The sequence below is a fragment of the Pseudomonas sp. Eth.TT006 genome (assembly GCF_054456575.1).
Genome location: NZ_JBTJEN010000005.1, coordinates 332,831 through 356,860, shown reverse-complemented (window position 1 = coordinate 356,860; position 24,030 = coordinate 332,831). Strand labels below are relative to the sequence as shown.

25 protein-coding genes are annotated in these 24,030 nt (G+C 60.6%); 20 read left to right on the top strand and 5 right to left on the bottom strand.

Annotated elements, in window-relative coordinates; all coding sequences use genetic code 11:
• Positions 1-3 precede the first annotated feature (3 nt).
• The 16 genes from ACXR0M_RS11160 to queC all read left to right on the top strand — a co-directional run bounded on the left by ACXR0M_RS11160 (position 4) and on the right by queC (position 15,314).
• Positions 4-738 carry a glycosyltransferase family 2 protein gene (locus ACXR0M_RS11160; RefSeq protein ID WP_458831942.1) on the top strand — a complete coding sequence of 245 codons (735 nt, stop codon included), beginning with the start codon at positions 4-6 and terminating at the stop codon, positions 736-738.
• Entirely contained in the window at positions 735-1,682 is a 948-nt protein-coding gene (locus ACXR0M_RS11155) for an LpxL/LpxP family acyltransferase (protein ID WP_458831941.1), read from the top strand. Before ACXR0M_RS11160 ends, ACXR0M_RS11155 begins: the two co-directional genes overlap by 4 nt.
• Complete coding sequence (locus ACXR0M_RS11150; protein ID WP_458831940.1) at positions 1,663-3,207, top strand: HAL/PAL/TAL family ammonia-lyase; 1,545 nt, start codon at positions 1,663-1,665, stop codon at positions 3,205-3,207. The genes ACXR0M_RS11155 and ACXR0M_RS11150 overlap by 20 nt, the downstream gene beginning before the upstream one ends.
• Positions 3,200-3,625 (top strand): acyl-CoA thioesterase, encoded by a 426-nt coding sequence (locus tag ACXR0M_RS11145; protein WP_458831939.1) that lies wholly within the window; start codon positions 3,200-3,202, stop codon positions 3,623-3,625. The genes ACXR0M_RS11150 and ACXR0M_RS11145 overlap by 8 nt, the downstream gene beginning before the upstream one ends.
• Positions 3,622-4,224, top strand: coding sequence for an outer membrane lipoprotein carrier protein LolA (locus ACXR0M_RS11140; RefSeq protein WP_458831938.1), 603 nt, complete (start codon positions 3,622-3,624; stop codon positions 4,222-4,224). The genes ACXR0M_RS11145 and ACXR0M_RS11140 overlap by 4 nt, the downstream gene beginning before the upstream one ends.
• Positions 4,208-6,547: an MMPL family transporter gene (locus ACXR0M_RS11135; protein WP_458831937.1), complete on the top strand. Its 2,340-nt coding sequence runs from the start codon at positions 4,208-4,210 to the stop codon at positions 6,545-6,547. Before ACXR0M_RS11140 ends, ACXR0M_RS11135 begins: the two co-directional genes overlap by 17 nt.
• Entirely contained in the window at positions 6,544-7,707 is a 1,164-nt protein-coding gene (locus tag ACXR0M_RS11130; RefSeq protein ID WP_458831936.1) for a cation:proton antiporter, read from the top strand. Before ACXR0M_RS11135 ends, ACXR0M_RS11130 begins: the two co-directional genes overlap by 4 nt.
• A complete protein-coding gene (locus tag ACXR0M_RS11125; protein WP_458831935.1) occupies positions 7,694-8,941 on the top strand; it encodes an NAD(P)/FAD-dependent oxidoreductase in 1,248 nt (415 codons plus the stop codon). The genes ACXR0M_RS11130 and ACXR0M_RS11125 overlap by 14 nt, the downstream gene beginning before the upstream one ends.
• A complete protein-coding gene (locus ACXR0M_RS11120; RefSeq protein ID WP_458831934.1) occupies positions 8,938-9,663 on the top strand; it encodes a class I SAM-dependent methyltransferase in 726 nt (241 codons plus the stop codon). The genes ACXR0M_RS11125 and ACXR0M_RS11120 overlap by 4 nt, the downstream gene beginning before the upstream one ends.
• Positions 9,663-10,274: a hypothetical protein gene (locus ACXR0M_RS11115; RefSeq protein WP_458831933.1), complete on the top strand. Its 612-nt coding sequence runs from the start codon at positions 9,663-9,665 to the stop codon at positions 10,272-10,274. Before ACXR0M_RS11120 ends, ACXR0M_RS11115 begins: the two co-directional genes overlap by 1 nt.
• Complete coding sequence (locus ACXR0M_RS11110; RefSeq protein ID WP_458831932.1) at positions 10,271-11,467, top strand: beta-ketoacyl-[acyl-carrier-protein] synthase family protein; 1,197 nt, start codon at positions 10,271-10,273, stop codon at positions 11,465-11,467. Before ACXR0M_RS11115 ends, ACXR0M_RS11110 begins: the two co-directional genes overlap by 4 nt.
• The gene (locus tag ACXR0M_RS11105) at positions 11,464-11,928 is read left to right on the top strand and encodes a hotdog family protein (RefSeq protein ID WP_458831931.1); all 465 of its coding nucleotides are present in this window, start codon (positions 11,464-11,466) and stop codon (positions 11,926-11,928) included. Before ACXR0M_RS11110 ends, ACXR0M_RS11105 begins: the two co-directional genes overlap by 4 nt.
• A complete protein-coding gene (gene fabG, locus ACXR0M_RS11100; protein ID WP_458831930.1) occupies positions 11,921-12,649 on the top strand; it encodes a 3-oxoacyl-ACP reductase FabG in 729 nt (242 codons plus the stop codon). Before ACXR0M_RS11105 ends, fabG begins: the two co-directional genes overlap by 8 nt.
• Entirely contained in the window at positions 12,649-13,875 is a 1,227-nt protein-coding gene (locus ACXR0M_RS11095; RefSeq protein ID WP_458831929.1) for a beta-ketoacyl-ACP synthase, read from the top strand. The genes fabG and ACXR0M_RS11095 overlap by 1 nt, the downstream gene beginning before the upstream one ends.
• Before the next feature lie 29 nt (positions 13,876-13,904).
• Positions 13,905-14,348, top strand: a complete 444-nt coding sequence (locus tag ACXR0M_RS11090) for an excinuclease (RefSeq protein WP_458831928.1) — start codon at positions 13,905-13,907, stop codon at positions 14,346-14,348.
• A 267-nt stretch (positions 14,349-14,615) separates the two neighbouring features.
• Positions 14,616-15,314, top strand: coding sequence for a 7-cyano-7-deazaguanine synthase QueC (gene queC / locus ACXR0M_RS11085; protein WP_458831927.1), 699 nt, complete (start codon positions 14,616-14,618; stop codon positions 15,312-15,314).
• 53 nt (positions 15,315-15,367) lie between these two features.
• Here queC and ACXR0M_RS11080 read toward each other — a convergent pair whose 3' ends face one another.
• Entirely contained in the window at positions 15,368-16,246 is an 879-nt protein-coding gene (locus ACXR0M_RS11080) for a queuosine precursor transporter (RefSeq protein WP_458831926.1), read from the bottom strand.
• Positions 16,230-16,832 carry a helix-turn-helix domain-containing protein gene (locus ACXR0M_RS11075; protein ID WP_458831925.1) on the bottom strand — a complete coding sequence of 201 codons (603 nt, stop codon included), beginning with the start codon at positions 16,830-16,832 and terminating at the stop codon, positions 16,230-16,232. The genes ACXR0M_RS11080 and ACXR0M_RS11075 overlap by 17 nt, the downstream gene beginning before the upstream one ends.
• A 375-nt stretch (positions 16,833-17,207) precedes the next feature.
• Here ACXR0M_RS11075 and ACXR0M_RS11070 point away from each other — a divergent pair, with 375 nt between their 5' ends.
• The 3 genes from ACXR0M_RS11070 (at position 17,208) to ACXR0M_RS11060 (ending at position 18,646) form a co-directional block, all read left to right on the top strand.
• On the top strand, positions 17,208-17,531 hold the full coding sequence (locus ACXR0M_RS11070; protein WP_458831924.1) for a DUF6124 family protein: 324 nt from the start codon (positions 17,208-17,210) through the stop codon (positions 17,529-17,531).
• Between the two features lie 69 nt (positions 17,532-17,600).
• Positions 17,601-17,855: a hypothetical protein gene (locus ACXR0M_RS11065; protein ID WP_458831923.1), complete on the top strand. Its 255-nt coding sequence runs from the start codon at positions 17,601-17,603 to the stop codon at positions 17,853-17,855.
• Between the two features lie 350 nt (positions 17,856-18,205).
• Positions 18,206-18,646 carry an excinuclease gene (locus ACXR0M_RS11060; RefSeq protein WP_458831922.1) on the top strand — a complete coding sequence of 147 codons (441 nt, stop codon included), beginning with the start codon at positions 18,206-18,208 and terminating at the stop codon, positions 18,644-18,646.
• A gap of 150 nt (positions 18,647-18,796) precedes the next feature.
• On the opposite strand, the gene ACXR0M_RS11055 is transcribed toward ACXR0M_RS11060, so the two are convergent.
• On the bottom strand, positions 18,797-19,690 hold the full coding sequence (locus ACXR0M_RS11055) for a LysR family transcriptional regulator (protein WP_458831921.1): 894 nt from the start codon (positions 19,688-19,690) through the stop codon (positions 18,797-18,799).
• 118 nt (positions 19,691-19,808) lie between these two features.
• Between ACXR0M_RS11055 and ACXR0M_RS11050 the strand changes: the two genes are divergently transcribed.
• Positions 19,809-21,083 carry an MFS transporter gene (locus tag ACXR0M_RS11050; RefSeq protein WP_458831920.1) on the top strand — a complete coding sequence of 425 codons (1,275 nt, stop codon included), beginning with the start codon at positions 19,809-19,811 and terminating at the stop codon, positions 21,081-21,083.
• A 177-nt stretch (positions 21,084-21,260) separates the two neighbouring features.
• On the opposite strand, the gene hemE is transcribed toward ACXR0M_RS11050, so the two are convergent.
• Both hemE and ACXR0M_RS11040 read right to left on the bottom strand, forming a co-directional pair.
• Positions 21,261-22,328, bottom strand: coding sequence for a uroporphyrinogen decarboxylase (gene hemE / locus ACXR0M_RS11045; RefSeq protein WP_458831919.1), 1,068 nt, complete (start codon positions 22,326-22,328; stop codon positions 21,261-21,263).
• Positions 22,329-22,581: 253 nt separating this feature from the next.
• Positions 22,582-24,000, bottom strand: a complete 1,419-nt coding sequence (locus tag ACXR0M_RS11040) for an FAD-dependent oxidoreductase (protein ID WP_007909438.1) — start codon at positions 23,998-24,000, stop codon at positions 22,582-22,584.
• Between the last annotated feature and the right edge of the window lie 30 nt (positions 24,001-24,030).

Sequence of the window (24,030 nt, the reverse complement as noted above, 5' to 3'; positions counted from 1 at the left end):
GTCATGCATAACCCGTGCGCCGTGATCCCGGTCTACAACCACGAAACCGCGATCGGCACCGTGGTCGACGCGCTGCTCGCCCAAGCATTGCCATGTATTCTGGTAGACGACGCCAGCACGCCCTCCTGCGCCAAGGTGCTGGATGCGCTGGCCGAACGGAACAATGTCTACCTGGTGCGCCTGACCCTCAATCAGGGCAAGGGCGGCGCGGTGATGACCGGCCTGCGCGAAGCCGCGCGCCTGGGCTTCAGCCATGCCCTGCAGGTCGATGCCGACGGTCAGCACGACCTGCACGACGTCGCCCGTTTTGTCGAGGAGTCCAGCGCCCATCCGGACGCGCTGATCTGCGGTTACCCGCTGTTCGACGACAGCGTGCCCAAGGGCCGACTGTACGCGCGCTACCTGACTCACGTGATGGTCTGGATCAACACGCTGTCGCTGCAGATCCGCGATTCGATGTGCGGTTTTCGTGTGTATCCGCTCGCGCCGACGCTGGCGCTGATCGACTCGGCACGGGTCGGCAAGCGCATGGATTTCGACTCGGACATTCTGGTGCGCCTGGCGTGGCGCAATCAGCCGATGCGCTGGCTACAGACCAGCGTGCATTACCCGCTGGACGGCGTTTCGCACTTCCGTCTGTTTCATGACAACGCGCTGATTTCCAGCATGCACACCCGGTTGTTCTTCGGCATGCTGCTGCGCCTGCCGCTGATCCTCTGGCGCCGGTGGCGAACATGAGCGTCGAGCGCAACGAAAAGCACTGGGCCGACCGCGAAGAGCGCGGCAGTTTCCTGTTGATGAAATTCACTGCGCTGGCGGCCAAAGTCCTTGGCCGGCGCCTGCTCAGCCCGTTGCTGTACGGCATCGTCCTGTACTTTTTCCTGTTCGGCCGCACCGCCCGCCACAGCACCTGGCAGTACCAGCAGCGGCTGGCCGACTGGAGCCAGCGCGCCGATCTGCGTCCGAGCCACCGGCGGGTGTTCGCGCAGTTCATGGCCTTTGCCGATTCGCTGCTCGACAAGCTCGACGTATGGAACGGCAAGCTGCGCATCGAGCAGATCGAAATCATCGACCCGGCATTGCTGCGCAATCAGTTGCGCGGCAGTCGCGGGCAACTGCTGGTCGGCGCGCACCTGGGCAACCTCGAAGTGTGTCGGGCACTGGCGGAAATCGGCGAAAAGGTCACCATGAACGTGCTGGTGCACACCAAGCACGCCGAGCAGTTCAACCGTCTGCTGGGCGAGGCCGGAGCGACCAATCTGCGCCTGATTCAGGTCAGCGAACTGGATCCGGTGATCATGTTGCAACTGCACGAGCGCCTGGAGCGCGGCGAGTGGCTGGCGATCGCCGGCGACCGCGTGCCGCTGCACGGTGGGCGCAGCGTCACCGTGGACTTTCTCGGCCACCCGGCGCCGTTTCCGCAAGGGCCGTGGTTGCTGGCCGGTTTGCTGAAATGCCCGGTCAATCTGCTGATGTGCCTGAAACAAGCGGACGGCCACTATCGCCTGACCCTCGAACCGTTCGCCGACAGCGTGGTGTGGACCCGCCGTGAGCGCGAGCAGGTCATTCATCAGTGGGCCACCCGCTATGCGCAGCGCCTGAGTCACTATTGCCTCGAAGCCCCGCAGCAATGGTTCAACTTTTACCCTTTCTGGAAGACCGATGACGACGCCAACCCATGAGCCGGTAACCTTCGGCGAACGCCCTTTGCGCATCGAAGACGTGCTGGCCCTGGCCAACCGTCAGGCGCCCGTGCAGTTGCAGAACGACGCCGATTACCGTGAGCGCATCGCCAAGGGCGCGCGGTTTCTCGATTCGTTGCTGGACAAGGAAGGCGTGATCTATGGCGTGACCACCGGTTACGGCGATTCCTGCGTGGTCGCGGTGCCGCTGCATCACGTCGAGGCGCTGCCCCGTCATCTGTACACCTTCCACGGTTGCGGGCTGGGCAAACTGCTCGACGCCCAGGCCACCCGCGCCGTGCTCGCCGCGCGGTTGCAGTCGCTGTGCCACGGCGTATCCGGGGTGCGCATTGAACTGCTGGAGCGTCTGCAGGCGTTTCTTGAACACGACATTCTGCCGCTGATTCCCGAAGAAGGTTCGGTGGGTGCCAGCGGCGATCTCACGCCGCTGTCCTACGTCGCCGCGACCCTGTCCGGCGAGCGCGAAGTGCTGTTCCGTGGCGAACGCCGCCAGGCCGCTGACGTGCATCGCGAGCTGGGCTGGACGCCGCTGGTGTTGCGCCCGAAAGAAGCGCTGGCGCTGATGAACGGCACGGCGGTCATGACCGGTCTGGCCTGCCTCGCCTACGCCCGCGCTGACTACCTGCTGCAACTGGCCACGCGCATCACCGCGCTCAACGTGGTCGCGCTGCAAGGCAACCCGGAACACTTCGACGAGCGCCTGTTCGCCGCCAAGCCACACCCGGGGCAGATGCAGGTCGCCGCGTGGCTGCGCAAGGATCTGGCGATCGATGCGCCGACCGCACCACTGCATCGCCTGCAGGACCGCTACTCGCTGCGTTGCGCCCCGCATGTGCTCGGTGTGCTGGCCGATAGCCTGAACTGGCTGCGTTCGTTCATCGAAACCGAACTCAACAGCGCCAACGACAACCCGATCATCGACGCCGAAGCCGAGCGCGTGCTGCACGGCGGGCACTTCTACGGCGGGCACATCGCCTTCGCCATGGACAGCCTGAAAAACCTGGTGGCGAACGTTGCCGACCTGCTCGACCGGCAACTCGCGCTGCTGGTCGACGAGCGCTACAACCACGGATTGCCGAGCAACCTGTCCGGCGCTCCGGCGGATCGCGCCATGCTCAACCACGGCTTCAAGGCCGTGCAGATTGGCACCAGCGCCTGGACCGCCGAAGCCCTGAAAAACACCCTGCCGGCCAGCGTATTTTCGCGCTCCACCGAGTGCCACAACCAGGACAAGGTGAGCATGGGCACCATCGCCGCCCGCGACGCAATCCGTGTGCTGGAACTGACCGAGCAGGTCGCCGCTGCCACGCTGCTCGCGGCGAATCAGGGCGTCTGGCTGCGCGCTCGCGATCAGCATGCTCGGCCGCTGCCACCCGCCCTGGCCGCCATGCACGAAGCGCTGGCCAAGGACTTCCCGCCAGTGATCGAAGATCGCGCCCTGGAAGGCGACCTGCGCCTGTGCCTGCAACGCATCGCCGAGCAACACTGGAGGCTGCATGCGTAGCGCCGGAGTCCTGCACGCCGACACGCAAATACTCGTGCCGTTTTTCGACGTGGACACGATGCACGTGGTCTGGCACGGGCATTACGTCAAATACCTGGAAGTGGCGCGTTGCGCGCTGCTCGACCAGATCGGCCACAACTACACGCAGATGGCCGAGTCGGGCTACGCCTGGCCGATCATCGACCTGCAACTGCGCTATGTGCGTGGCGCGGTGTTCGGCCAGCGCCTGAACGTGCGCGCCAGTCTGGTGGAATGGGAGAACCGCTTGAAGATCAATTACCTGATCACCGACCTGCAGACCGGCGAACGCCTGACCCGTGCCAGTTCGGTGCAGGTGGCGGTCGAGATCAGCAGCCGCGAGATGCAATTGGCCTCACCCAAAGTGTTCACCGACGCGGTGGAAAGGATCCTGCGATGAAGCTGCTCGGCAAATACCTTGGCGCCCTGGCGCTGCTCGCCGTTTCAAGTCTGGCCAACGCCTTCGACCTGCAACAGCTGAGCGAGCAACTGGCGAAACCGGACGTGATCCACGGTCAGTTCATCCAGGAAAAACACCTGCGCGCCCTGCCCCAGCCGCTGATCAGCAAGGGCAGCTTTGTTCTGGCGAAAAACCACGGCTTGCTGTGGCTGCTGAAAACCCCGCTGCAACAGGATTACCGCATCACCGCCAACGGCATTGCGCGCCGTGACGGCAATGGCTGGCAACTGCTGCCGAACAAGAGCGCCGGGGCCGAGCAGAACCGCTTGTTCCTCGCCGTGCTGCAAGGTGACAGCAGCGGCCTGCAACGGGATTTCGAGCTGGCCCTGAGCGGCGACGCACAGCAGTGGAAATTGACCCTGACTCCGCGTTCGCTGCTGCTCAAGCAAGTGTTCAACCGGATCAATATCAACGGCGGTGAGCTGGTGCAGACCATCGAACTGCTGGAAACCCAGGGCGACAGCACCGTGCTGCGCATGCAGGACAGCAGCGCCAGCCAGCCGTTGAGCGACACGGAGCAACATGACTTTGCCGAGTGAACGCAGGCTGCCGTGGCTGTTTCTGATCCTGCTGCTGGCGGTGATCGCGCTGGCCGGCTGGCAGTGGCGCCATGGCGCGCCGCTGTCGGCCAACCTCATGGAACTGGTGCCCGGCACCGACCCTGATGCGCTCGAACTGCGCGCCGAACAACGCATGCAGGAACCCCTCAACCGCGAAATGCTGGTGCTGGTCGGCCACGCCGATCGCCAGCAAGCGGTCGCCATGGCCCAGACCTTGGGCGAGCAATGGCAGGCCAGCGGTCTGTTCGACAAGGTTCAGTGGAACCTGCAGGCCGACCTCCCGGCCCTGCGCACGCAGTTGCTGCAAGGGCGGTTGGCGATGCTCTCGGCGGATGACCGGCAACTGCTGATCGAACATCCCGACGCGTTTATTCAGCAGCGGGTGCAGGCGCTGTTCGACCCGTTCAATGGCTTCACGCTGGTGCCGAGCCAGGACGACTGGCTGGGCCTCACCGGACGCATCCAGAACAGCCAGCCGAAACATGGCGCGGTGCAACTGGACATCGGCAGCGGCGCACTGGTCGCCGATGCCGACGGCAAGCGCTGGGTGCTGTTGCGCGCACGCACCACAGGCAACGCCTTCGACATGAACCTGCCGCTGAAGGTCGCGGATCTGCTGCAGCACAGTCGCGAGCAGGCGGCCAAAGCCGACGTGCAACTGCTGGCCGCCAGCGGTCTGCTCTATGCAGCCAACGGTCAGCAACAGGCCACCCGGGAAATGACCTGGGTCGGCGGCGGCGCCACCCTTGGCATTCTGTTGCTGTTGCTGTTGGCGTTTCGCCGCTGGCGAGTATTGCTGGCATTTGTGCCGGTGCTGGTGGGCATGCTGTTCGGCGCGGTGGCCTGTGTGGCGCTGTTCGGCCACATGCACGTGATGACGCTGGTGCTCGGCTCCAGCCTGATCGGCGTGGCGGTAGATTATCCGCTGCACTATCTGTCGAAGAGCTGGAGCCTCAAGCCGTGGCGCAGCTGGCCGGCGTTACGCCTGACGCTCTCCGGGCTGACGCTGAGCCTGATCACCAGCGCCATCGGCTATCTGGCGTTGGCGTGGACGCCGTTCCCGGCACTGACGCAAATCGCGGTGTTCTCCGCCGCCGGATTGCTCGGCGCTTACCTGTCCGCGGTGTGCCTGCTGCCGGCGCTGCTGAAAAACGTTGAGCTGCAGCCCGCGCAATGGCCGCTGCGCCTCGCCGAACGTCTGGTGCAACTGCGCGAAACCCTGCTGCAACACGTGCGCACGCCGCTGCTGCTGGCGCTGTTGATCGCCTTCTGCGCTGGCGGTCTGGTGCAACTGCAAAGCAAGAACGACATTCGCCAATGGATCGGTGCCCCGCAACACCTGACCGATGAAGCGCAGACCATCGCGCGCATCACCGGCTACCAGCCGACCAGCCAGTTTTTCCTGGTGCGCGCGGCCAATCAGCAGCAGTTGCTGGAACGTCAGGCCGCACTCAGCGAACGCCTGCAGCAACTGGTCAACCTCAACAAACTGCAAGGTTATCTGGCCCTCGATCAATTGCTCAGCCCGCCGAGCCAGCAACAGCAAGTGCGCGAGGCACTGAGCAAACTGCCGCAGTTCTGGCAACCATTGCTCGACCTCGGCGTCCCGCTCGCCGCGCTGCAAAGCGAGTTGCAACAGTTGCAGCAGTTGCCCGCCGAAGACATCGATGCGGCGCTGGCCGGGCCCTTGGGCGAGCCTTACCGCACGCTGTGGCTGGGCCCGACCGATGACGGCGTGGCGGCGATGACCAGCCTGCAAGGGCTGAACAATCCGGCGCTGCTGCGGGTGCAGGCGCTGGATCTGCCGGGGGTGATGCTGGTCGATCGCCTCGGCGAACTGAACAACGTATTCGCCGCGACCCAGATCAGCGCCGCCGAACTGAAACTCGCCTCCTGCGTGTTGATCGTGCTGGTGCTGATCGTGCCGTTCGGCGTCGGCGGCGCCCTGCGCATCGTCGCCCTGCCGCTGCTGGCGGCGCTGTGCAGCCTCGCCAGCCTCGGCTGGCTCGGTCAGCCGCTGACCCTGTTCAGCCTGTTCGGCCTGCTGCTGGTGACGGCGATCAGTGTCGATTACGCGATCCTCATGCGCGAGCAGGTTGGCGGGGCGGCGGTCAGCCTGCTCGGCACCTTGCTGGCGGCGCTGACCACCTGGCTGTCGTTCGGTCTGCTGGCCGTCTCCAGCACGCCGGCGGTGAGCAATTTCGGCCTGGCGGTGAGCCTCGGACTGGCCTTCAGCTTCGTCCTCGCACCGTGGGCCGGACGGCATGCGCACAGCTCCGCCGTCGCGGAGCCGGCAGCATGATGATCGTCGGCTTCTGGCTGATGGCCCTGGCGTTGTTCGCCGTGGCGACCCGTATCGGCCGGCATTTCGGCCTGATTCCGATCGTCAGCCAGTTGCTGCTGGCCAGCTTCGGCCTGCCGTTGCTGATGTATTGCTGGATCGAACCGGGCTGGCAACTCAGCGGCGCCGCACTGATTGCGCCGGGTTGGCTGAAAGACCTCTACAGCCTGAGCTTCGCGCTGCTGCTCGGACACATTCTCAGCGACGTGATCGACCTGCGGCTGGACCGCCAGAGCGTGAAAATCGCCGTGCCGAGTTTTGCCGTGCCGTTCGCTTGCGGCCTCGCAGTCGCTGCCTGGCTGCTGCCGGCGCAACCGTGGCTGAATTCGCTGGCGATCGGTCTGGTGTTCGCGATTACCGCGATCCCGGTGCTGTACCTGTACCTGCGCCACATCGACTACCCGCCCGCCGCCACCCGTCGTCTGGTGCAAACGGCGATCCTGATCGACCTGACCTGCTGGACGCTGTTTGGCCTCGCTCAAGGCAGTCTGCACCTGAGCACTCTGTTGCTGCCACTCGGCCTGGCCTGCGTGCCGGCGCTGCTGTATCTGTTGCGCGTGCGCCGTCCGCTGACCTACAGCCTCGGCTTCTTCGCGCTGCTGGTGCTGGCCGAACACTACAAACTCAACGCCCTGATTTTCGGCATCGGCTACCTGTTGTGCATGGCGCTGCTGAAAGTGCCGTTGGTGTTGCCGCTGCCGGCGCGGTGGATGAGCCGCCTGCAGACGTGGATGGCGATCCCGCTGATCCTCACCTTCGGCATCGTGCAGATCGACGTGCACAGCGCCCTCTCCAGCCTTGGCGCCGGGCAATGGGCGGCGCTGCTGCTGTTGCCGATTGCCAGTAAACTGCTCGGCAACTGGCTGGGTCTGGGCTGGGCCGGTGCGTCGTTCGCAGGGGCCAGTCGCTGGCGCGAAAGTGTGCTGCTGAATATTCGTGGCCTCAGCGAAATCGTCTTTCTCAACCTGCTGCTGCAACAACAACTCATCAGCCCGGCGCTGTACTTCGCGCTGATGCTGATGGGCCTGATCGCGACGCTGTTGCCGGCCCTGATCGGCCTGCATCGCGCGACCCTGAAACTTGCCGCCACCGCCCCCGGGAGCTCACATGCCAAGCGTTGAAATGGAATTCCGTCAGGTCGTGATCATCGGCGCTGGCCCGTCCGGTGCCATCGCCGCCGCTTTGCTCAAGCGCAAGGGCCACGACGTGCTGGTGATCGAACGGCAGCACTTTCCACGCTTTTCCATTGGCGAAAGCCTGCTGAGTCATTGCCTGGATTTCGTCGAAGAGGCCGGCATGCTCGACGCCGTCAACGCCGCCGGTTTCCAGCGCAAGACCGGTGCCGCGTTCGCCTGGGGCGAGCGCTACAGCGCCTTCGATTTCGGCGACACCTTCACCAAAGGCAAACCGACCACGTTCCAGGTGCAGCGCGCCGATTTCGACCAGTTGCTGGCGGATCAGGCGGCACTGCAAGGGGTCGAGATCCGTTACGGCGAGGCCATCGTCCGCGTCGATTTCGACCGCGCCAGACCGCAGCTCGACGTGCTGCGCGAGGACGGCAGCGAGTACCGTGTCGAAGCGGATTTCGTGCTCGACGCCAGCGGTTACGGGCGCGTGCTGTCGCGCCTGCTCGATCTGGAAGCGCCGTCGAATTTCCCGGTGCGTCAGGCGGTGTTCACCCATGTCGAAGATCACATCGACAATCCGGCTTTCGACCGTGAAAAAATCCTCGTCACCACCCATCCAGAGCATCGCGACATCTGGTTCTGGACCATCCCGTTCAGCAACGGTCGCTGCTCAGTGGGCGTGGTCGCGGCCGCAGAACATTTCGCCGGCCGCGACAGCGATCTGGATGCCTGCCTGCGCGGTTTCATCGGCGAAACCCCGAGCCTCGCCGGCGTGTTGAACAACGCCGTGTGGGACACCCCGGCGCGGACGCTTGGCGGCTATGCGGCCAATGTGAAAACCTTGCACGGCCCGGGCTTCGCCCTGCTCGGCAATGCGGCGGAATTTCTCGACCCAGTGTTTTCCTCCGGCGTGACCATCGCCATGCGCTCGGCGAGCATGGCCGCCGCCGTGCTGCATCGGCAGCTGCAGGGCGAAAGCGTCGACTGGCAGCGCGAGTTCGCCGAGCCGCTGAAGCGCGGAGTCGACACCTTCCGCTGCTACGTCGAGGGCTGGTACGCCGGCACCTTCCAGGACGTGATTTTTTATGAAGACAGCCAGGCGGATATCCGCCGGATGATCTGCTCGATCCTCGCCGGTTACGCCTGGGATGAACGCAACCCGTTCGTCAGCGAAGCACGCCGCCGGTTGAAGATGATTTCCGAACTCTGCGCAAAGGACGCCCCATGAATTACTTGAGCGACAGCTACGTCGAGGAAACCCGTTTCGGTTTCTGGTTCCTGCGCAGCCACACCTGGCAGCACCATGTGTTGCGCGTGGCGATCAACGATCTGCGCGGACTGTTCAGCGAATCGCTGCCGGCCAATCCGGTGCTGCTCGATGCCGGCTGTGGCCAGGGCAAATCGTTCCGCCATCTGCGCCAGACCTTCGCCCCACAACGGCTGATTGGCGTCGATGCCGATCCGCACAGCCTGGAGTTGAGCGCCGAAGAAGCGGCGCGCCAAGGCTTCGAGGTCGAGCTGATCGGCAGCGACTGCGCGACGCTTGATGTGGCGGACGCCAGCGTTGATCTGCTGTTCTGCCATCAGACTTTTCATCACTTGGTCGAGCAGGAAAAAGCCCTCGCCGAGTTCTATCGCGTGCTCAAACCGGGCGGTTATCTGCTGTTCGCCGAGTCCACCGAGGCTTACATTGATACCTGGGTGATCCGCTGGCTGTTCCGCCATCCGATGCACATGCAGAAAAGTGCGGCGCAGTATCTGGAGATGATTCGCCAGCAGGGTTTCGAGTTTGCTGAGCGCAATGTGTCCTACCCGTATCTGTGGTGGAGCCGGGCGAAGGATTTTGGCTTGCTGGAGCGGTTGGGATTGCTCAAGCCGAAACCGTTTGGCCAGCGTGAGGAAACGCTGGTGAACGTGGTTGCGCGCAAGCCAATGCAGGAATCCATCTGATGCGCAGCTTTCGATCTGCACACCTGAACCCCTGTGGGAGCTGGCTTGCCAGCGATAGCGGTGGGTCAGACAACATTGATGTTGGATGTGCCATAGCCATCGCTGGCAAGCCAGCTCCCACAGGGGCTCTGGGGTGGCTGATATTGGCGCTCTGCTCTCTGCTGTTAAGCGCCTGCGCCAGCCACGCGCCGCTACCGGCGGCTGAACCGACCCTGCACCTGCCGCTGCAACTGCACATCGAACGCCAGCAAGCCGATCAACGCCAGGACTGGCTATTGGTGATCCAGCACGAAGGTCCCGGCATTCGCTGGTCGATGATGGACCCGCTAGGCATTCCGCAGGCGCGGCAACAACTGATCGCCGGCCACTGGCAGGCCGACGGGCTGCTGCCGCCCAACCCGGAAGCCCGCGAGTTGTTTGCCGCGCTGCTGTTCGCCCTGACCCCGTCCGGCGAGCTGCTGCGCAATTATCCCGATGCCCAGCAACAGGCCGGGCAGCGCTCGCTGCCGCCGCGCTGGGTGATCCGTTATACGCAACCGTTGAGCTTCGAATTGAACCTGCCCCAAGGCCCGCATTATCGGGTCTCTCCCCTCGGTGAACCGACGCCATGACTGCCTACCTCAATGCCCTCGGCGTGATCTGCGCGCTGGGCCGCGACAAGCAACACGTCGCGCAGAATCTGTTTGCCGGCGACTGCTCAGGCATGCGCCTTGAGTCCGGCTGGGTCGCCGAGCGCGCGTTGCCGGTGGCGGCGGTGCAGGGTGAGCTGGCGATGATTCCGGCGGAACTGGCTGACCAGAGCAGCCGTAACAATCAACTGCTGCTGGAGGCCGCGCTGCAGATTCGCGCTGACATTGATCGGGCCATCCAGACCTATGGCCGCGAGCGCATCGGCATAGTGCTCGGCACCAGCACGTCGGGCATCGATGAAGCCAGTCGCGGGCTGGCTCACTACATTCGTGAGCAGCAGTTCCCCGTCGAATACGACTATCGGCAACAGGAACTCGGCGCCCCGGCGAATTTCCTCGCCGACTGGCTGCAACTCAGCGGCCCGGCCTACGTAATCTCCACCGCTTGCACCTCCAGCGCCCGAGCATTGATGAGCTCGCAGCGCCTGCTCGATCTGGGCCTGTGCGATGCGGTGTTGTGCGGCGGGGTCGACAGCCTGTGCAAGTTGACGCTCAACGGTTTCAGCGCGCTGGAGGCGGTGTCCGACCAGCGCTGCAATCCGTTCTCGGTCAACCGCGACGGCATCAACATCGGCGAAGCAGCGGTGCTGTTTCTGATGAGCAAAGAGCGCGCTGATGGCCCGGCCATCGCCCTGCTCGGCGCCGGGGCCAGCTCCGACGCACACCATATTTCCGCGCCGGAACCCAGCGGTCGCGGCGCGCTGCAGGCGATGCAAAAAGCCCTGCACCGCGCCCAGCTGCAAGCGGCGCAGATCGACTACCTGAACCTGCACGGCACGGCAACCCAGCACAACGACGCGATGGAAAGTCTGGCGGTCGCCACGCTGTTCCCGGACGGCGTGGCCTGCTCGTCGACCAAACCGATGGCCGGCCACACCCTCGGCGCCGCCGGTGCGCTGGAAGCGGCGTTCTGCTGGCTGAGCCTGAGCGCCGACAACCCGCAACAGGCGCTGCCGCCGCACGTCTGGGACGCCGAGGCCGATCCTGCCCTGCCCGCGCTGAACTGGGTGACCGCGAACCAGCGCCTGTCGTCCATTGCACCGCGCTACCTGATGAGCAACTCGTTTGCCTTCGGGGGCAACAACGTCAGCCTGATTATCGGAGACGCCCCATGACCGACTGGCCGCTCGCCGAACTGCTGCCGCACGCTGGCGACATGATTCTGCTCGACCGCATTCTCAGTTTCGACGAGGAACAGATTCATACCTGCCTCACGGTAAAGCCCGACGGTTTGTTCAGCCTGGCCGACGGCAGCCTGCCGGCATGGGTCGGCGTCGAGCTGATGGCGCAAAGCGTCGCCGCATTTGCCGGTTGCCACGCCCGGCAGAAAGGTAACCCGGTAGCCCTGGGTTTCCTGCTCGGCACGCGTAAATTCGAGTGCAACGTCGAGGCCTTTGCGGCCGGCAGCGAACTGACCATCCACGGCATCCGCTCGCTGGAAGACGACAACGGCATGGGCGTGTTCGAATGCCACATCCACGGCCCCGGCATCGAAGCCAGTGCCCGCCTGAATGTGTTCCGACCGCCGCAGCCATCCGAATATCTTGAACAACACCGGGAGTCGAACGATGACTGAATCCGTACTGGTCACCGGCTCCAGCCGTGGCATCGGCCGCGCCATTGCCTTGCGTCTGGCCCAGGCCGGACACGATATCGTCCTGCATTGCCGCAGCGGCGTCGCCGAAGCGCAAGCGGTGCAGGCCGAGATCGAAGCACTGGGCCGCAAGGCGCGCATCCTGCAATTCGACGTCGCCGACCGTGAAACCTGCAAAACCATTCTTGAAGCCGACGTCGAAACCCACGGCGCCTATTACGGCGTGGTGCTCAACGCCGGGCTGACCCGCGACGGTGCCTTCCCGGCGCTGAGCGATGACGATTGGGACGTGGTGCTGCGCACCAACCTCGACGGTTTCTACAACGTCCTGCACCCGGTAATGATGCCGATGATCCGTCGCCGCGCCGCCGGTCGGATCGTCTGCATCACCTCGGTGTCCGGATTGATCGGCAACCGTGGCCAGGTCAACTACAGCGCCTCCAAGGCCGGCGTGATCGGCGCTGCGAAGGCGTTGGCGATCGAACTGGGCAAGCGCAAAATCACGGTCAACTGCGTCGCCCCGGGCCTGATCGATACGGCGATGCTGGATGATAACGTGCCGGTGGAAGAGCTGATGAAAATGATCCCCGCACAACGCATGGGCGCCCCGGAAGAGGTCGCTGCTGCGGTGAATTTCCTGATGTCGGCGGAAGCCTCGTACATCACCCGTCAGGTCCTGGCGGTCAACGGAGGCCTGTGCTGATGAAGCGCGTCGTCGTCACCGGCATGGCCGGCATCACCTCACTGGGCAGCGACTGGCAGACCATCGCCGGCAACTTCGCAGCCAACCGCAGCGGCATCCGCCGCATGGATGAGTGGGACCGCTTCAGCGAACTCAACACTCGCCTGGCCGGGCCGATCGATGACTTCGTGGTCCAGCCGCACTGGACGCGCAAGCAATTGCGCAGCATGGGCCGGGTGTCGCGGCTGGCAGTCGGCGCGGCGGAACAGGCACTGGCCGACGCCGGTCTGCTCGGCGACCCAACAATCAAGGACGGGCGCATGGGCGTGGCCTGCGGTTCGTCCACCGGCAGCACCGACGAGATCAAGGCGTTCGGCAACATGCTGCTGAACTCGGTGGCGGAAGGCCTCAACGCCAACTCCTACGTGCGGATGATGCCGCACACCACCGCCGCCAACATCAGCATTTTCTTCGGCCTCACCGGGCGCCTGATCCCGACGTCCAGCGCCTGCACCAGCGGCAGCCAGGGCATCGGTTACGCCTATGAAGCGATCAAGTTCGGCCGTCTGCCGCTGATGCTCGCCGGCGGCGCCGAAGAGCTGTGTCCGACCGAAGCCATGGTCTTCGACGCGCTCTACGCCACCAGCCTGAAAAACGATGCACCGCAGACCAGTCCGCGCCCGTACGACCAGGGCCGCGACGGTCTGGTGATCGGCGAAGGCGGCGGCATGCTGGTGCTCGAAGAGCTGCAACACGCCCTGGCACGCGGCGCAAGAATCCATGCCGAAATCGTCGGTTTCGGCAGTAACGCCGACGGCCAGCACACCACCCGCCCCGAGCAGATCACCATGCGCCGCGCCATGGAGCTGGCACTGGAAGACGCCGGGCTCACGCCGGATGCCATCGGTTACGTCAATGGTCACGGCACCGCTACAGAACAGGGTGACATTGCCGAAACACTGGCCACCAGCAGTCTGTTCGGCGAACGCATGCCGATCAGCTCGCAGAAGAGTTTCCTCGGCCACACGCTCGGAGCCTGCGGGGCGCTGGAGTCGTGGTTCAGCATCGAAATGATGAATCGCGATCTGTACGTGCACACGCTCAACCTCGACGAGGTCGACCCGCACTGCGGCAAGCTCGATTACCTGCGCGGCGAATTCCGCGCAATGCAGCACGAGTACGTGATGAACAACAATTTCGCTTTTGGTGGCGTCAACACCTCGTTGATTTTCCGCCGCTGGCCATAACCCTATCCATTCAGGTCAAGGAGACCTTCATGCGTTTCGCCAAGCTTGCCATCGCTTCCCTGCTGCTCTGCGCCTTGCCAACAGTCAGCCAGGCCCGTGACACCCAGATCTTCCTGCCATTCGACAAAGCCGTGGCCGAAGCGACCCGCAGCGGCAAGATCGACGGCAGTGTGAAGTTCTACCTGGCCGGCACCACCCCGGCCGGCAAAGTCACCGTCGTCAGCAGCGGCGCCGTGACCAACAAGAAGACCAATGCCTTCAACAAGTCCGATCAAGTGGCCTGCGAATGGGTCGTGCAGTCGGCCATCATCAGCCTGCACCAGGCGGCAAAAAATGCCGGCGCCAACGCCGTGACCAACATCGTCAGCTTCTACAAGAGCAACGAGCGCAAGGATTCGCAGAACTACGAATGCCATGCCGGCGCGATCATGGCCGGTGTTGCGTTGAAAGGTGATCTGGCGAACGTGCAGTAACCGCCGGAGCACTGTCGCAAGGGCGCCATCGGGCGCCCTTTTCGTTTTCAGCATCTACGGGAATTGGGTGCACGTTGATTGATGACGGGTTAAAACTTACCACCGCGAGAAAAGGGCTCTACTGGCGCCTTTTTCATCTATTACTCAAAAAACAGCACATAAGGAAAGCTCAACGTGTCATTTAGGAAGCGTCCGACACTCAGTACATTTTCTACTCTGTAAGGTTGATGCCGCCGCGATGAAGCGGTACACCCCAAGGACGAAAAAATGCGTAAAAAAGCGGTTATCGTTTTCAGTGGCGGCCAGGACTCAACAACCTGTTTGATCCATGCATTACCAAATTACGATGAAATTCACTGTGTGACGTTCGATTATGGACAACGCCACCGCGCAGAGATCGATGTGGCCCGACAACTCGCCAAAGCGTTCGATGTGACCGCCCATAGCGTGCTAGACGTTAACCTGTTGAATGACTTGACCGTCAGCAGTCTGACACGTGAGAACATTCCGGTTCCGACCGCCAACCCGTTCGGTGCTGTATTGCCTAATACATTTGTTCCGGGAAGGAATATTCTATTTTTAACTTTGGCTTCCATTTACGCATATCAGATCCAGGCACAGACTGTTATAACAGGCGTATGTGAAACGGACTTCTCTGGCTATCCGGATTGTCGAGATGATTTTATAAGCTCATTCAATGCAGCAGTCCGGATTGGAATGGAATACGAACTGAATATTGAAACCCCACTTATGTGGCTGACCAAGGCCGAAACATGGGCACTGGCTGACCACCATGACCAATTGGACTTGGTCCGCCATCAGACTCTGTCTTGCTATAACGGCATCAAAGGCAGTGGCTGTGGCGATTGTGATGCTTGTAGTTTGCGATCGAGAGGACTCGAAGCATTTTTGAAAAACAAGAAAAAACACTTAAACAGCATCAGATACAGATTGAAATTATATTAATCCTATGACGAACAGGGGCGAGAGCCATAAGCGCGCCCCTGCCAATCCAGAGCTCAAACAGCCTTGTTTTCCATTACAAACTTTTTAAACAAGCTTCTCACGCCATACGCGGGGAGAACATTGAAAAATGCGAAGAACATCTTTATGGCGATTTGCACGCAAATTATTGATGCAATTTCCGAACTAGACATAACACCATAAAAAGCGATAAAACAAAAAAGTATACTATCAATTAAAACCGCAAAAAAAGTACTTAAAAAAACCCGCAGAAAAAGATATTTAGAACTCGTCAACTCCTTAATCTTGCACAGCAAATAGGAATTAACATATTCTGAAAACAGAAACGAGATAGACGACGCCAATAAAACCGCAGACACATGCGATATCACTTCAGCATATGGACCATCCAATTTCCAGCCTGGCATACCTGGCATAGCTTCTACTGCACTTAACAGCAATATAATCATCGCATTACCTATAAATCCAAAAAAAATTGCTTTTCTCGCCAGCCTGAATCCATACAATTCATTAAGCATATCTACAACTAGAAATGTAAGGGGATAAAGAAACACTCCCGGCGTTAAAACAATATCCAGCTTTTCTAGATATATCAATTTTGTCGCACCGATGTTCGAAAACACATAAAGCACTAACAGTAGGAGATTCAGCCCCGTGTATACCACCCATGAGCGCTCGTTTCTATCCGTCATATCATAAGCAGTCACCACGCTCTCTGTGGCGTAATACTTCCTGTATACGCTCTTGATTTCCGCCTTACTCAAATCATCCATCACATCGCTTCTGAGCAGCTCTGCCAACTTTAGCTTAATCAGCTTTCCTGTTGAGACGATCATCACCACAGCAAGTTTCTTTTCGGTTTCAAAAGCCAGTAATTTATATTTTCGATTCCCAAGATCAGAAACTACCGACATTGAACCTCTCCTCTACCAACTCGCCTATGACGCACACCCCTGAATCTAGATGAGAGCCAATAACGATCATAAGTTTTCTCGCACTCCTGTCATAAACCAGATTCTCTGCACTACTGCTCGTAACGCCTTTCCTCACTATCAATAGATCACCTGCATCATTTCCCCCGCTTGTTTTGCCTTCCAAAAGTACACCTATAAGATTACTGGCCATACCAAAGTAATAGGTCAATGGATGCGACACCACCAGTTCTCCGATCCTTTTATCCAGGCTCTGTAAAAGAAAAGACTCTTTGATGACAGGCACGGCAGCAGGATTCTTGTTTCCATGGAGTGACAGAGTCGCTTCGATTATTTCTTTCTCCTCAAAATCGACTGATTCGATTTCCTCGTAAGAGACACCAAAAAAATCCGATATTTTGCGAATAGTCGACTGCTGAACATTCACCACTCTCCCTTCCAGGATATTGTAGATGGTTGTTCTGGTTAGCCCACTGGAATTACACAACGAAATACGTGATTCCCCTCGACTATCTATGAGGTACTTTACATTACGCTTTAATTTTTCCGTCCTTTCTTTCTTATGCATTTACGTATCTACCAATCACTAGGGAGATTAAAAACATCAGCAGAAGGCAGGGGCTTATTTTTTCGACACATGCCCACTACTGACCGACAAACAGGAAAACATCACCACCGCAACTGAATTGTACAGCCACAAATCATCGTTTAAGTCGAAGTTTAACCAAACAAATAATTCAGGGAAAAATCCCACAAGAGAAAAAGAGCGAGCTTACAAATTTATTAACGAATCATTTATTTACACAAACGTTAATATTTTTGATCAGTTTTTATGATTTTTTTAGATATAAATAGACGGGCGCCAGCTCATAAAACACTGCCGATCCGTTATGAACAGCTGGAATGGACACCGCTTTTCACAAAAAACAAAGGGAGCTCAACAATGACAAATCTCGACTCTGAGCATTTGCAGTCGCCTGCCACAAAACATCCATGGTTCGAACAGCGTCAAACCATCGACCCCTTCACCAATCATGGTTCGCAGAACCGTGAGTCGACTGACATATTCACCATCCTCCCGAATATTGGCACCGAGTCACTGCTCTGCCATGCCAGCGAAAACCTTGCTTCGCTAAGCGTCATGGCTACGAATCTCGCAGGCGAAATGGAGGGGTCATACCGCAACGTGACGCTGGCCATTCAGCAGCTCATCGTGCTGAGCGAATTGTTAGTGAACCGGGCACTAGACAACCTGGATCCACCTTGAGATGGCCCGAGGCCTCAATCAACGTTAGCCAGCGCATACCGACGTATTTACCGAAGGAGCTTTTTTGTCATGGACCGATACAGACCTATTACTGGAATCGACTGCACAATCCCAACATTGCTGATAGACACTGAAGCACCTTTGGATGTACTTCACGAAATAGCCACCTATCGCATACGCACCGCGACGCAGTTTCTTGAAAATCTGGCATTCAGTGAGGGGATCTACAGTGAGCTGGCAAAGGTTTTAGTCACCTCGTTACGCGATGGCTGCGACTTGCTCGACGTCATCGGGCGCCGCTTGCAGGATGACGTTGCGGTTTAGGAGGCACAGAATTTAACCGCAGGAACGACAAAGGGCGCCTTTCGGCGCCCTTTCACAAACAGGCTGACTTGTCATCGCTCGTCACCTGTCTGGCTCTTTGATGGCTGGTTACCCAGGATCCTCAGAGTCTCACAAGCCCCTTTCGGGAACGCAGGCAGTATTGCCTGAAATGGCAGTGCCCCACAACCGCCCCTCAGGCAGTTCCGTTACCGGAAATGTAGAGGCCCTGATCCCTCCTCATCTGAACGACTACTACACTTGGAATGCGGGCCTGGACCAAATGCCTGCCAAACCGGCGAGCCCTGTCCATCGATCAACCGCGGTTCTCTTTCACCGTCAAGGAGATGACCATGCACGTGAAAGCCCTGATTACCGCCACCCTCCTCGGGCTGTTGCCCAGTACCAGCCACGCCACCCATCTGATGTACATGCCGTTCGAAACAGTGCTGTCAGACGCGATTCGCGCCGGACGGCTGGATGGCAGTGTGAAGTTCTATCTGATCGGCAACGGGCCGCAGGGCACGCAGCAATTGCTGCGCCGGGATGTGGTCAGCGATTTGCGCACCAACGGTTTCAACAAGAGTGACAACGATTCCTGCGAGTGGGTGCTGCAGTCGAACCTGATCAAGTTGCAGGCCGAGGCCAAGCGGGTCGGGGCGAATGCGGTGGTCAACATCGTCAGTTATTACGACCAGCATGTGCGCAAGGATCTGAATACCTATGAGTGCCGGGCAGGGGTGTTTGCCACGCGGGTGGCGTTGAAGGGGGATCTGGTGCGGTTGCCTCAGTAGAGCGTTTGAATATTTCTCGGGCGCTGCCTCTGGCCTCTTCGCGGGCAAGCCCGCTCCCACAGGGTATTGGGTGTAGTCAAACTGTGTGTACGACACCGAAAACTGTGGGAGCTGGCTTGCCCGCGAAGAGGCCGGCAGCCATCACACAATTCAAGGCTCAACCTTGCGCGTGAGCAACTCGACAAACGCCTTGGCCATCGGCGATTTCTGGTCCTTGCGCTGCACCAGCCACACCGCCGACACCGCTTCCGGGTCGAGCAGCGGTCGATAGACCACGCCATCAATGCGCATGCGCTGGTAGGACGCCGGTAACACCGAAACCCCCAGCCCGGCGGCGACCAGACCGATGATGGTCATCGCCTCCCCGGCTTCCTGGGCGAAGTGCGGACTGAATCCGGCATCGCGCGCCAGGCTGAGCAATTGCGCATACAGCCCGCTGCCGTAGCTGCGCGGAAAGAACACGAACGGCTCCAGCGCCAGCGCCGAGAGGAACAGCCCTTCCTCGCTGCCCTGCGCCAGCGGATGTTTGGCGCTGAGTACCGCGACCAGCGGCTCTCGCATCAACTCGACCACACTTAACGAATCCGGCAGACCCAGCGGACGCATGATGCCGACTTCGATCGACTGATCCACCAGCGCATCCGCGACCATGGTGCTGCTCATCTCCCGCAGGTTCAGATGCACCGCCGGGAACCGCTGGCGAAAGGCAAAGATCGCTTGGGGGATAGTCGAATTGAACGGCGCCGACGAGGTGAAGCCGATCTTCAACTCACCGAGCTCACCGAGTTGCGCACGCCGGGCGACATCCGCGGCTTTGTCGACCTGCGCCAACACCAACCGCGCCTCTTGCAGAAACAAGCGGCCGGCCTCGCTCAGTTCGACCCGACGATTGGTGCGCTCGAACAGTCGTGCGCCGACCTCTTGCTCCAGCGCCTGGATCTGCTGGCTCAGCGGCGGCTGAGAAATACCCAGCACCTGAGCCGCGCGGCCGAAATGCAGTTCTTCGGCAACCGCGATGAAGTAGCGCAAGTGACGCAATTCCATGAACACCCCATTAAGTCGTTAAAGCTATCAAACAGGTCGAACAATATATTGGATAGAAACATTAGCCAGCTATATGATTTTTTCATTGCCTGCCTGGCCGTGCCCTCCGAGGTCTGAAGTGAAAACAGCTGCCGCCCCCCTCGCCCATGAAATCCCGCCCGCTGCCGCGGACGATGTGCTCGCCGAGCTGCAGGAGATTTACATCGAAAAAGGCACGCCGATGTTCATGCGCACGGTGCTGGCGCTGTTCAGCGGCGGCTTCGCCACCTTCGCCCTGCTGTATTGCGTGCAGCCGATGATGCCGTTGCTGTCCCACGAATATTCGATCAACGCGGCGCAGAGCAGCCTGATTCTCTCGGTGGCGACCGGCATGCTGGCCTTCGGTCTGTTGATCACCGGGCCGATCTCCGACCGCGTCGGGCGCAAACCGGTGATGGTCGCGGCGCTGTTCGCTGCCGCCCTGTGCACCATCGCCAGCTCGATGATGCCGAGCTGGCACGGCGTGCTGATCATGCGCGCGCTGATCGGCCTGTCGTTGAGCGGCCTGGCGGCGGTGGCGATGACCTATCTCAGCGAAGAGATCCATCCGCAGCACATCGGCCTGGCAATGGGGCTGTACATCGGCGGCAACGCGATTGGCGGGATGAGCGGGCGATTGATCACCGGGGTGCTGATCGATTTCGTCAGCTGGCACACGGCGATGCTGGTGATCGGCGGCCTGGCGCTGGTCGCGGCGGCGGTGTTCTGGAAGATCCTCCCCGAGTCCCGCAACTTCCGCTCGCGCTCGCTGCACCCGCGCAGCCTGCTCGACGGCTTCACCATGCACTTTCGCGACGCCGGCCTGCCGCTGCTGTTTCTCGAAGCGTTCGTGCTGATGGGCGCGTTCGTCACCCTGTTCAACTACATCGGCTATCGCCTGCTGGCCGCGCCGTACCATCTGGATCAGGTGTATGTGGGGCTGCTGTCGGTGGTGTACCTGTCGGGGATCTACAGCTCGGCGAAGATTGGTTCGCTGGCGGACAAACTGGGGCGGCGCAAGGTGTTGTGGGCGACCATCGCGCTGATGTTTGCAGGCCTGGCACTGACCATGTTTACGCCGCTGTTGCTGGTGATCGTCGGCATGCTGATCTTCACCTTCGGCTTCTTTGCCGCGCACTCGGTGGCGAGCAGCTGGATCGGGCGGCGGGCGACCAAGGCCAAAGGACAGGCATCGTCGTTGTACCTGTTCAGTTATTACGCCGGCTCCAGCATCGCCGGGACGGCGGGCGGGGTGTTCTGGCATCTCGGCGGGTGGAATGGAATTGGTTTGTTTATCGGCGCGTTGTTGCTGGTGGCGCTGGGGGTGGCGTTGAAACTGGCGAAGTTGCCGCCGCTCGGCGGAGTCAAAGCCTGACAAAAACCCCCTGTGGGAGGGGGCTTGCTCCCGAATGCGGTGAGACAGTCAATGAAGATGGTGCTGAACCACCGCCTTCGGGAGCAAGCCCCCTCCCACAGTTGATCTGTTTTCGCCCCCAGATCGTGGAAACAAAAACGCCCGGCATTTAGCCGGGCGTTTTTTATTGTCGGGCGATCACTCGTGGTACTGCGCCGACAACTCGTGCACCGCACGCAGGAAGGCGCCGGCGTGTTCCGGATCGACCTCAGGGGTAATGCCATGGCCGAGGTTGAACACGTGGCCGCTGCCCTTGCCATAGCTGGCCAGAATGCGCCCGACTTCGGTGCGGATCGCTTCCGGTTTGGCGTAGAGCACGGTCGGGTCCATGTTGCCTTGCAGGGCGACCTTGTCGCCAACGCGGGCGCGGGCGTTGCCGAGGTCGCAGGTCCAGTCCAGGCCCAGTGCGTCGGCACCGGCTTCGGCGATGCTTTCCAGCCACAGGCCGCCGTTTTTGGTAAAGAGGATCACCGGCACCTTGCGCCCGTCGTGCTCGCGGATCAGGCCGCTGACGATTTTCTTCATGTAGGCCAGGGAGAATTCCTGGTACGCCGCCGCCGACAGGTTGCCGCCCCAGGTATCGAAGATCTGCACCGCTTGCGCGCCGGCCTGGATCTGGCCGTTGAGGTACGACGTCACCGACTGCGCCAGCTTGTCCAGCAGCAGGTGCATGGCTTGCGGGTTGTCGTAGAGCATGGCTTTGGTCTTGCGGAAGTCTTTCGACGAGCCGCCTTCGACCATGTAGGTCGCCAGGGTCCACGGGCTGCCGGAGAAGCCGATCAGCGGCACGCGGCCGTTCAGTTCGCGGCGGATGGTGCTGACCGCGTCCATCACATAGCCGAGATCCTTGTGCGGATCCGGAATCGGCAACGCTTCAATGTCGGCCAGGGTGCTGACGACTTTCTTGAAACGCGGGCCTTCACCGGTCTCGAAGTACAGGCCCTGGCCCATGGCATCGGGAATGGTGAGGATGTCAGAAAACAGGATCGCCGCGTCCAGTTGCGGATAGCGGTCGAGCGGTTGCAACGTGACTTCGCAAGCGAACTCCGGATTCATGCACAGGCTCATGAAATCACCGGCGTGGGCACGGCTGGCGCGGTATTCAGGCAAGTAACGGCCGGCCTGGCGCATCATCCACACGGGGGTGACGTCAACGGGTTGCTTGAGCAGGGCGCGGAGGAAACGGTCGTTCTTCAGGGCAGTCATGTCGGCATCCGGAAAAAAAGTGCGGGCATTTTCTCAGAGCGCGACGCAAAAGGCACGGATGCAGGTCAGCCTTTTGTCTATCGGGTCAATTTATTGCGTTGGAAATGCGCTATCAGCAACACCCGGAAACCAACGTGGGAGCGGGCTTGCTCGCGAAAGCGCCGGCACATCCAACATTGCAGTTGGCTGACAGACCGCTTTCGCGAGCAAGCCCGCTCCCACATTTTTGATCGCATTTCAGGTTGAAATGTAATCAGACGCCCAGGTAATCCAGGATCCCTTCAGCAGCATTGCGCCCTTCGAAGATCGCCGTCACCACCAGGTCGGAACCGCGCACCATGTCGCCACCGGCGAAGATTTTCGGGTTGCTGGTCTGGTGTTTGTACTGACCTTGCTCAGGCGCAACAACGCGGCCCTGACTGTCGGTCTGGATCTCGAACTGTTCGAACCACGGCGCCGGGCTCGGGCGGAAACCGAAGGCGATGACCACGGCGTCGGCCGGGATGATCTCTTCGGAGCCCGGGATCGGCTCGGGGCTGCGGCGGCCACGGGCGTCCGGTTCGCCGAGACGGGTCTCGACCACTTTGACGCCTTCAACCTTGTCTTCACCGACGATCGCGATCGGCTGGCGGTTATAGAGGAATTTCACGCCTTCTTCCTTGGCGTTTTTCACCTCTTTGCGCGAGCCGGGCATGTTCGCTTCGTCACGACGATAAGCGCAGGTCACCGACTTGGCGCCCTGACGGATGGACGTGCGGTTGCAGTCCATCGCCGTGTCGCCACCGCCGAGTACCACGACCTTCTTGCCTTTCATGTCGACGAAATCTTCCGGCGACTTTTCAAAGCCCAGGTTGCGGTTGACGTTGGCGATCAGGAAGTCCAGCGCGTCATACACGCCCGGCAGATCTTCACCGGCAAAACCGCCCTTCATGTAGGTGTAGGTGCCCATGCCCATGAACACCGCATCGTATTCGGCGAGCAGTTGCTCCATGGTCACGTCCTTGCCGACCTCGGTGTTGAGGCGGAATTCGATGCCCATGCCGGTGAAGACTTCGCGGCGATTGCTCAACACGGTCTTTTCCAACTTGAACTCGGGGATGCCGAAGGTCAGCAGACCGCCGATTTCCGGGTTCTTGTCGAACACCACCGGGGTCACGCCACCACGCACCAGCACGTCAGCGCAGCCCAAGCCCGCTGGCCCAGCACCGATGATCGCGACACGTTTGCCGGTCGGTTTGACCTTGGACATGTCCGGACGCCAGCCCATGGCGAACGCGGTGTCGGTGATGTACTTCTCGACCGAACCGATGGTCACCGCGCCGAAGCCGTCGTTGAGGGTGCAGGCACCCTCGCACAGACGATCCTGCGGGCACACCCGGCCGCAGACTTCCGGCAGGGTGTTGGTCTGGTGCGACAACTCGGCGGCCTGGAGGATGTTGCCCTCGGCCACCAGTTTCAGCCAGTTGGGAATGAAGTTGTGCACCGGGCACTTCCATTCGCAATACGGGTTGCCGCAGCCCAGGCAGCGGTGGGCCTGATCGGCCGACTGCTGGGGTTTGAACGGTTCGTAGATCTCGACGAACTCTTTCTTGCGTTGACGCAACAGTTTCTTCTTCGGATCCTTGCGCCCGACATCGATGAACTGGAAGTCGTTATTCAGACGTTCAGCCATTGTTAAAACCTCATCAAACTCTTCAGGCGC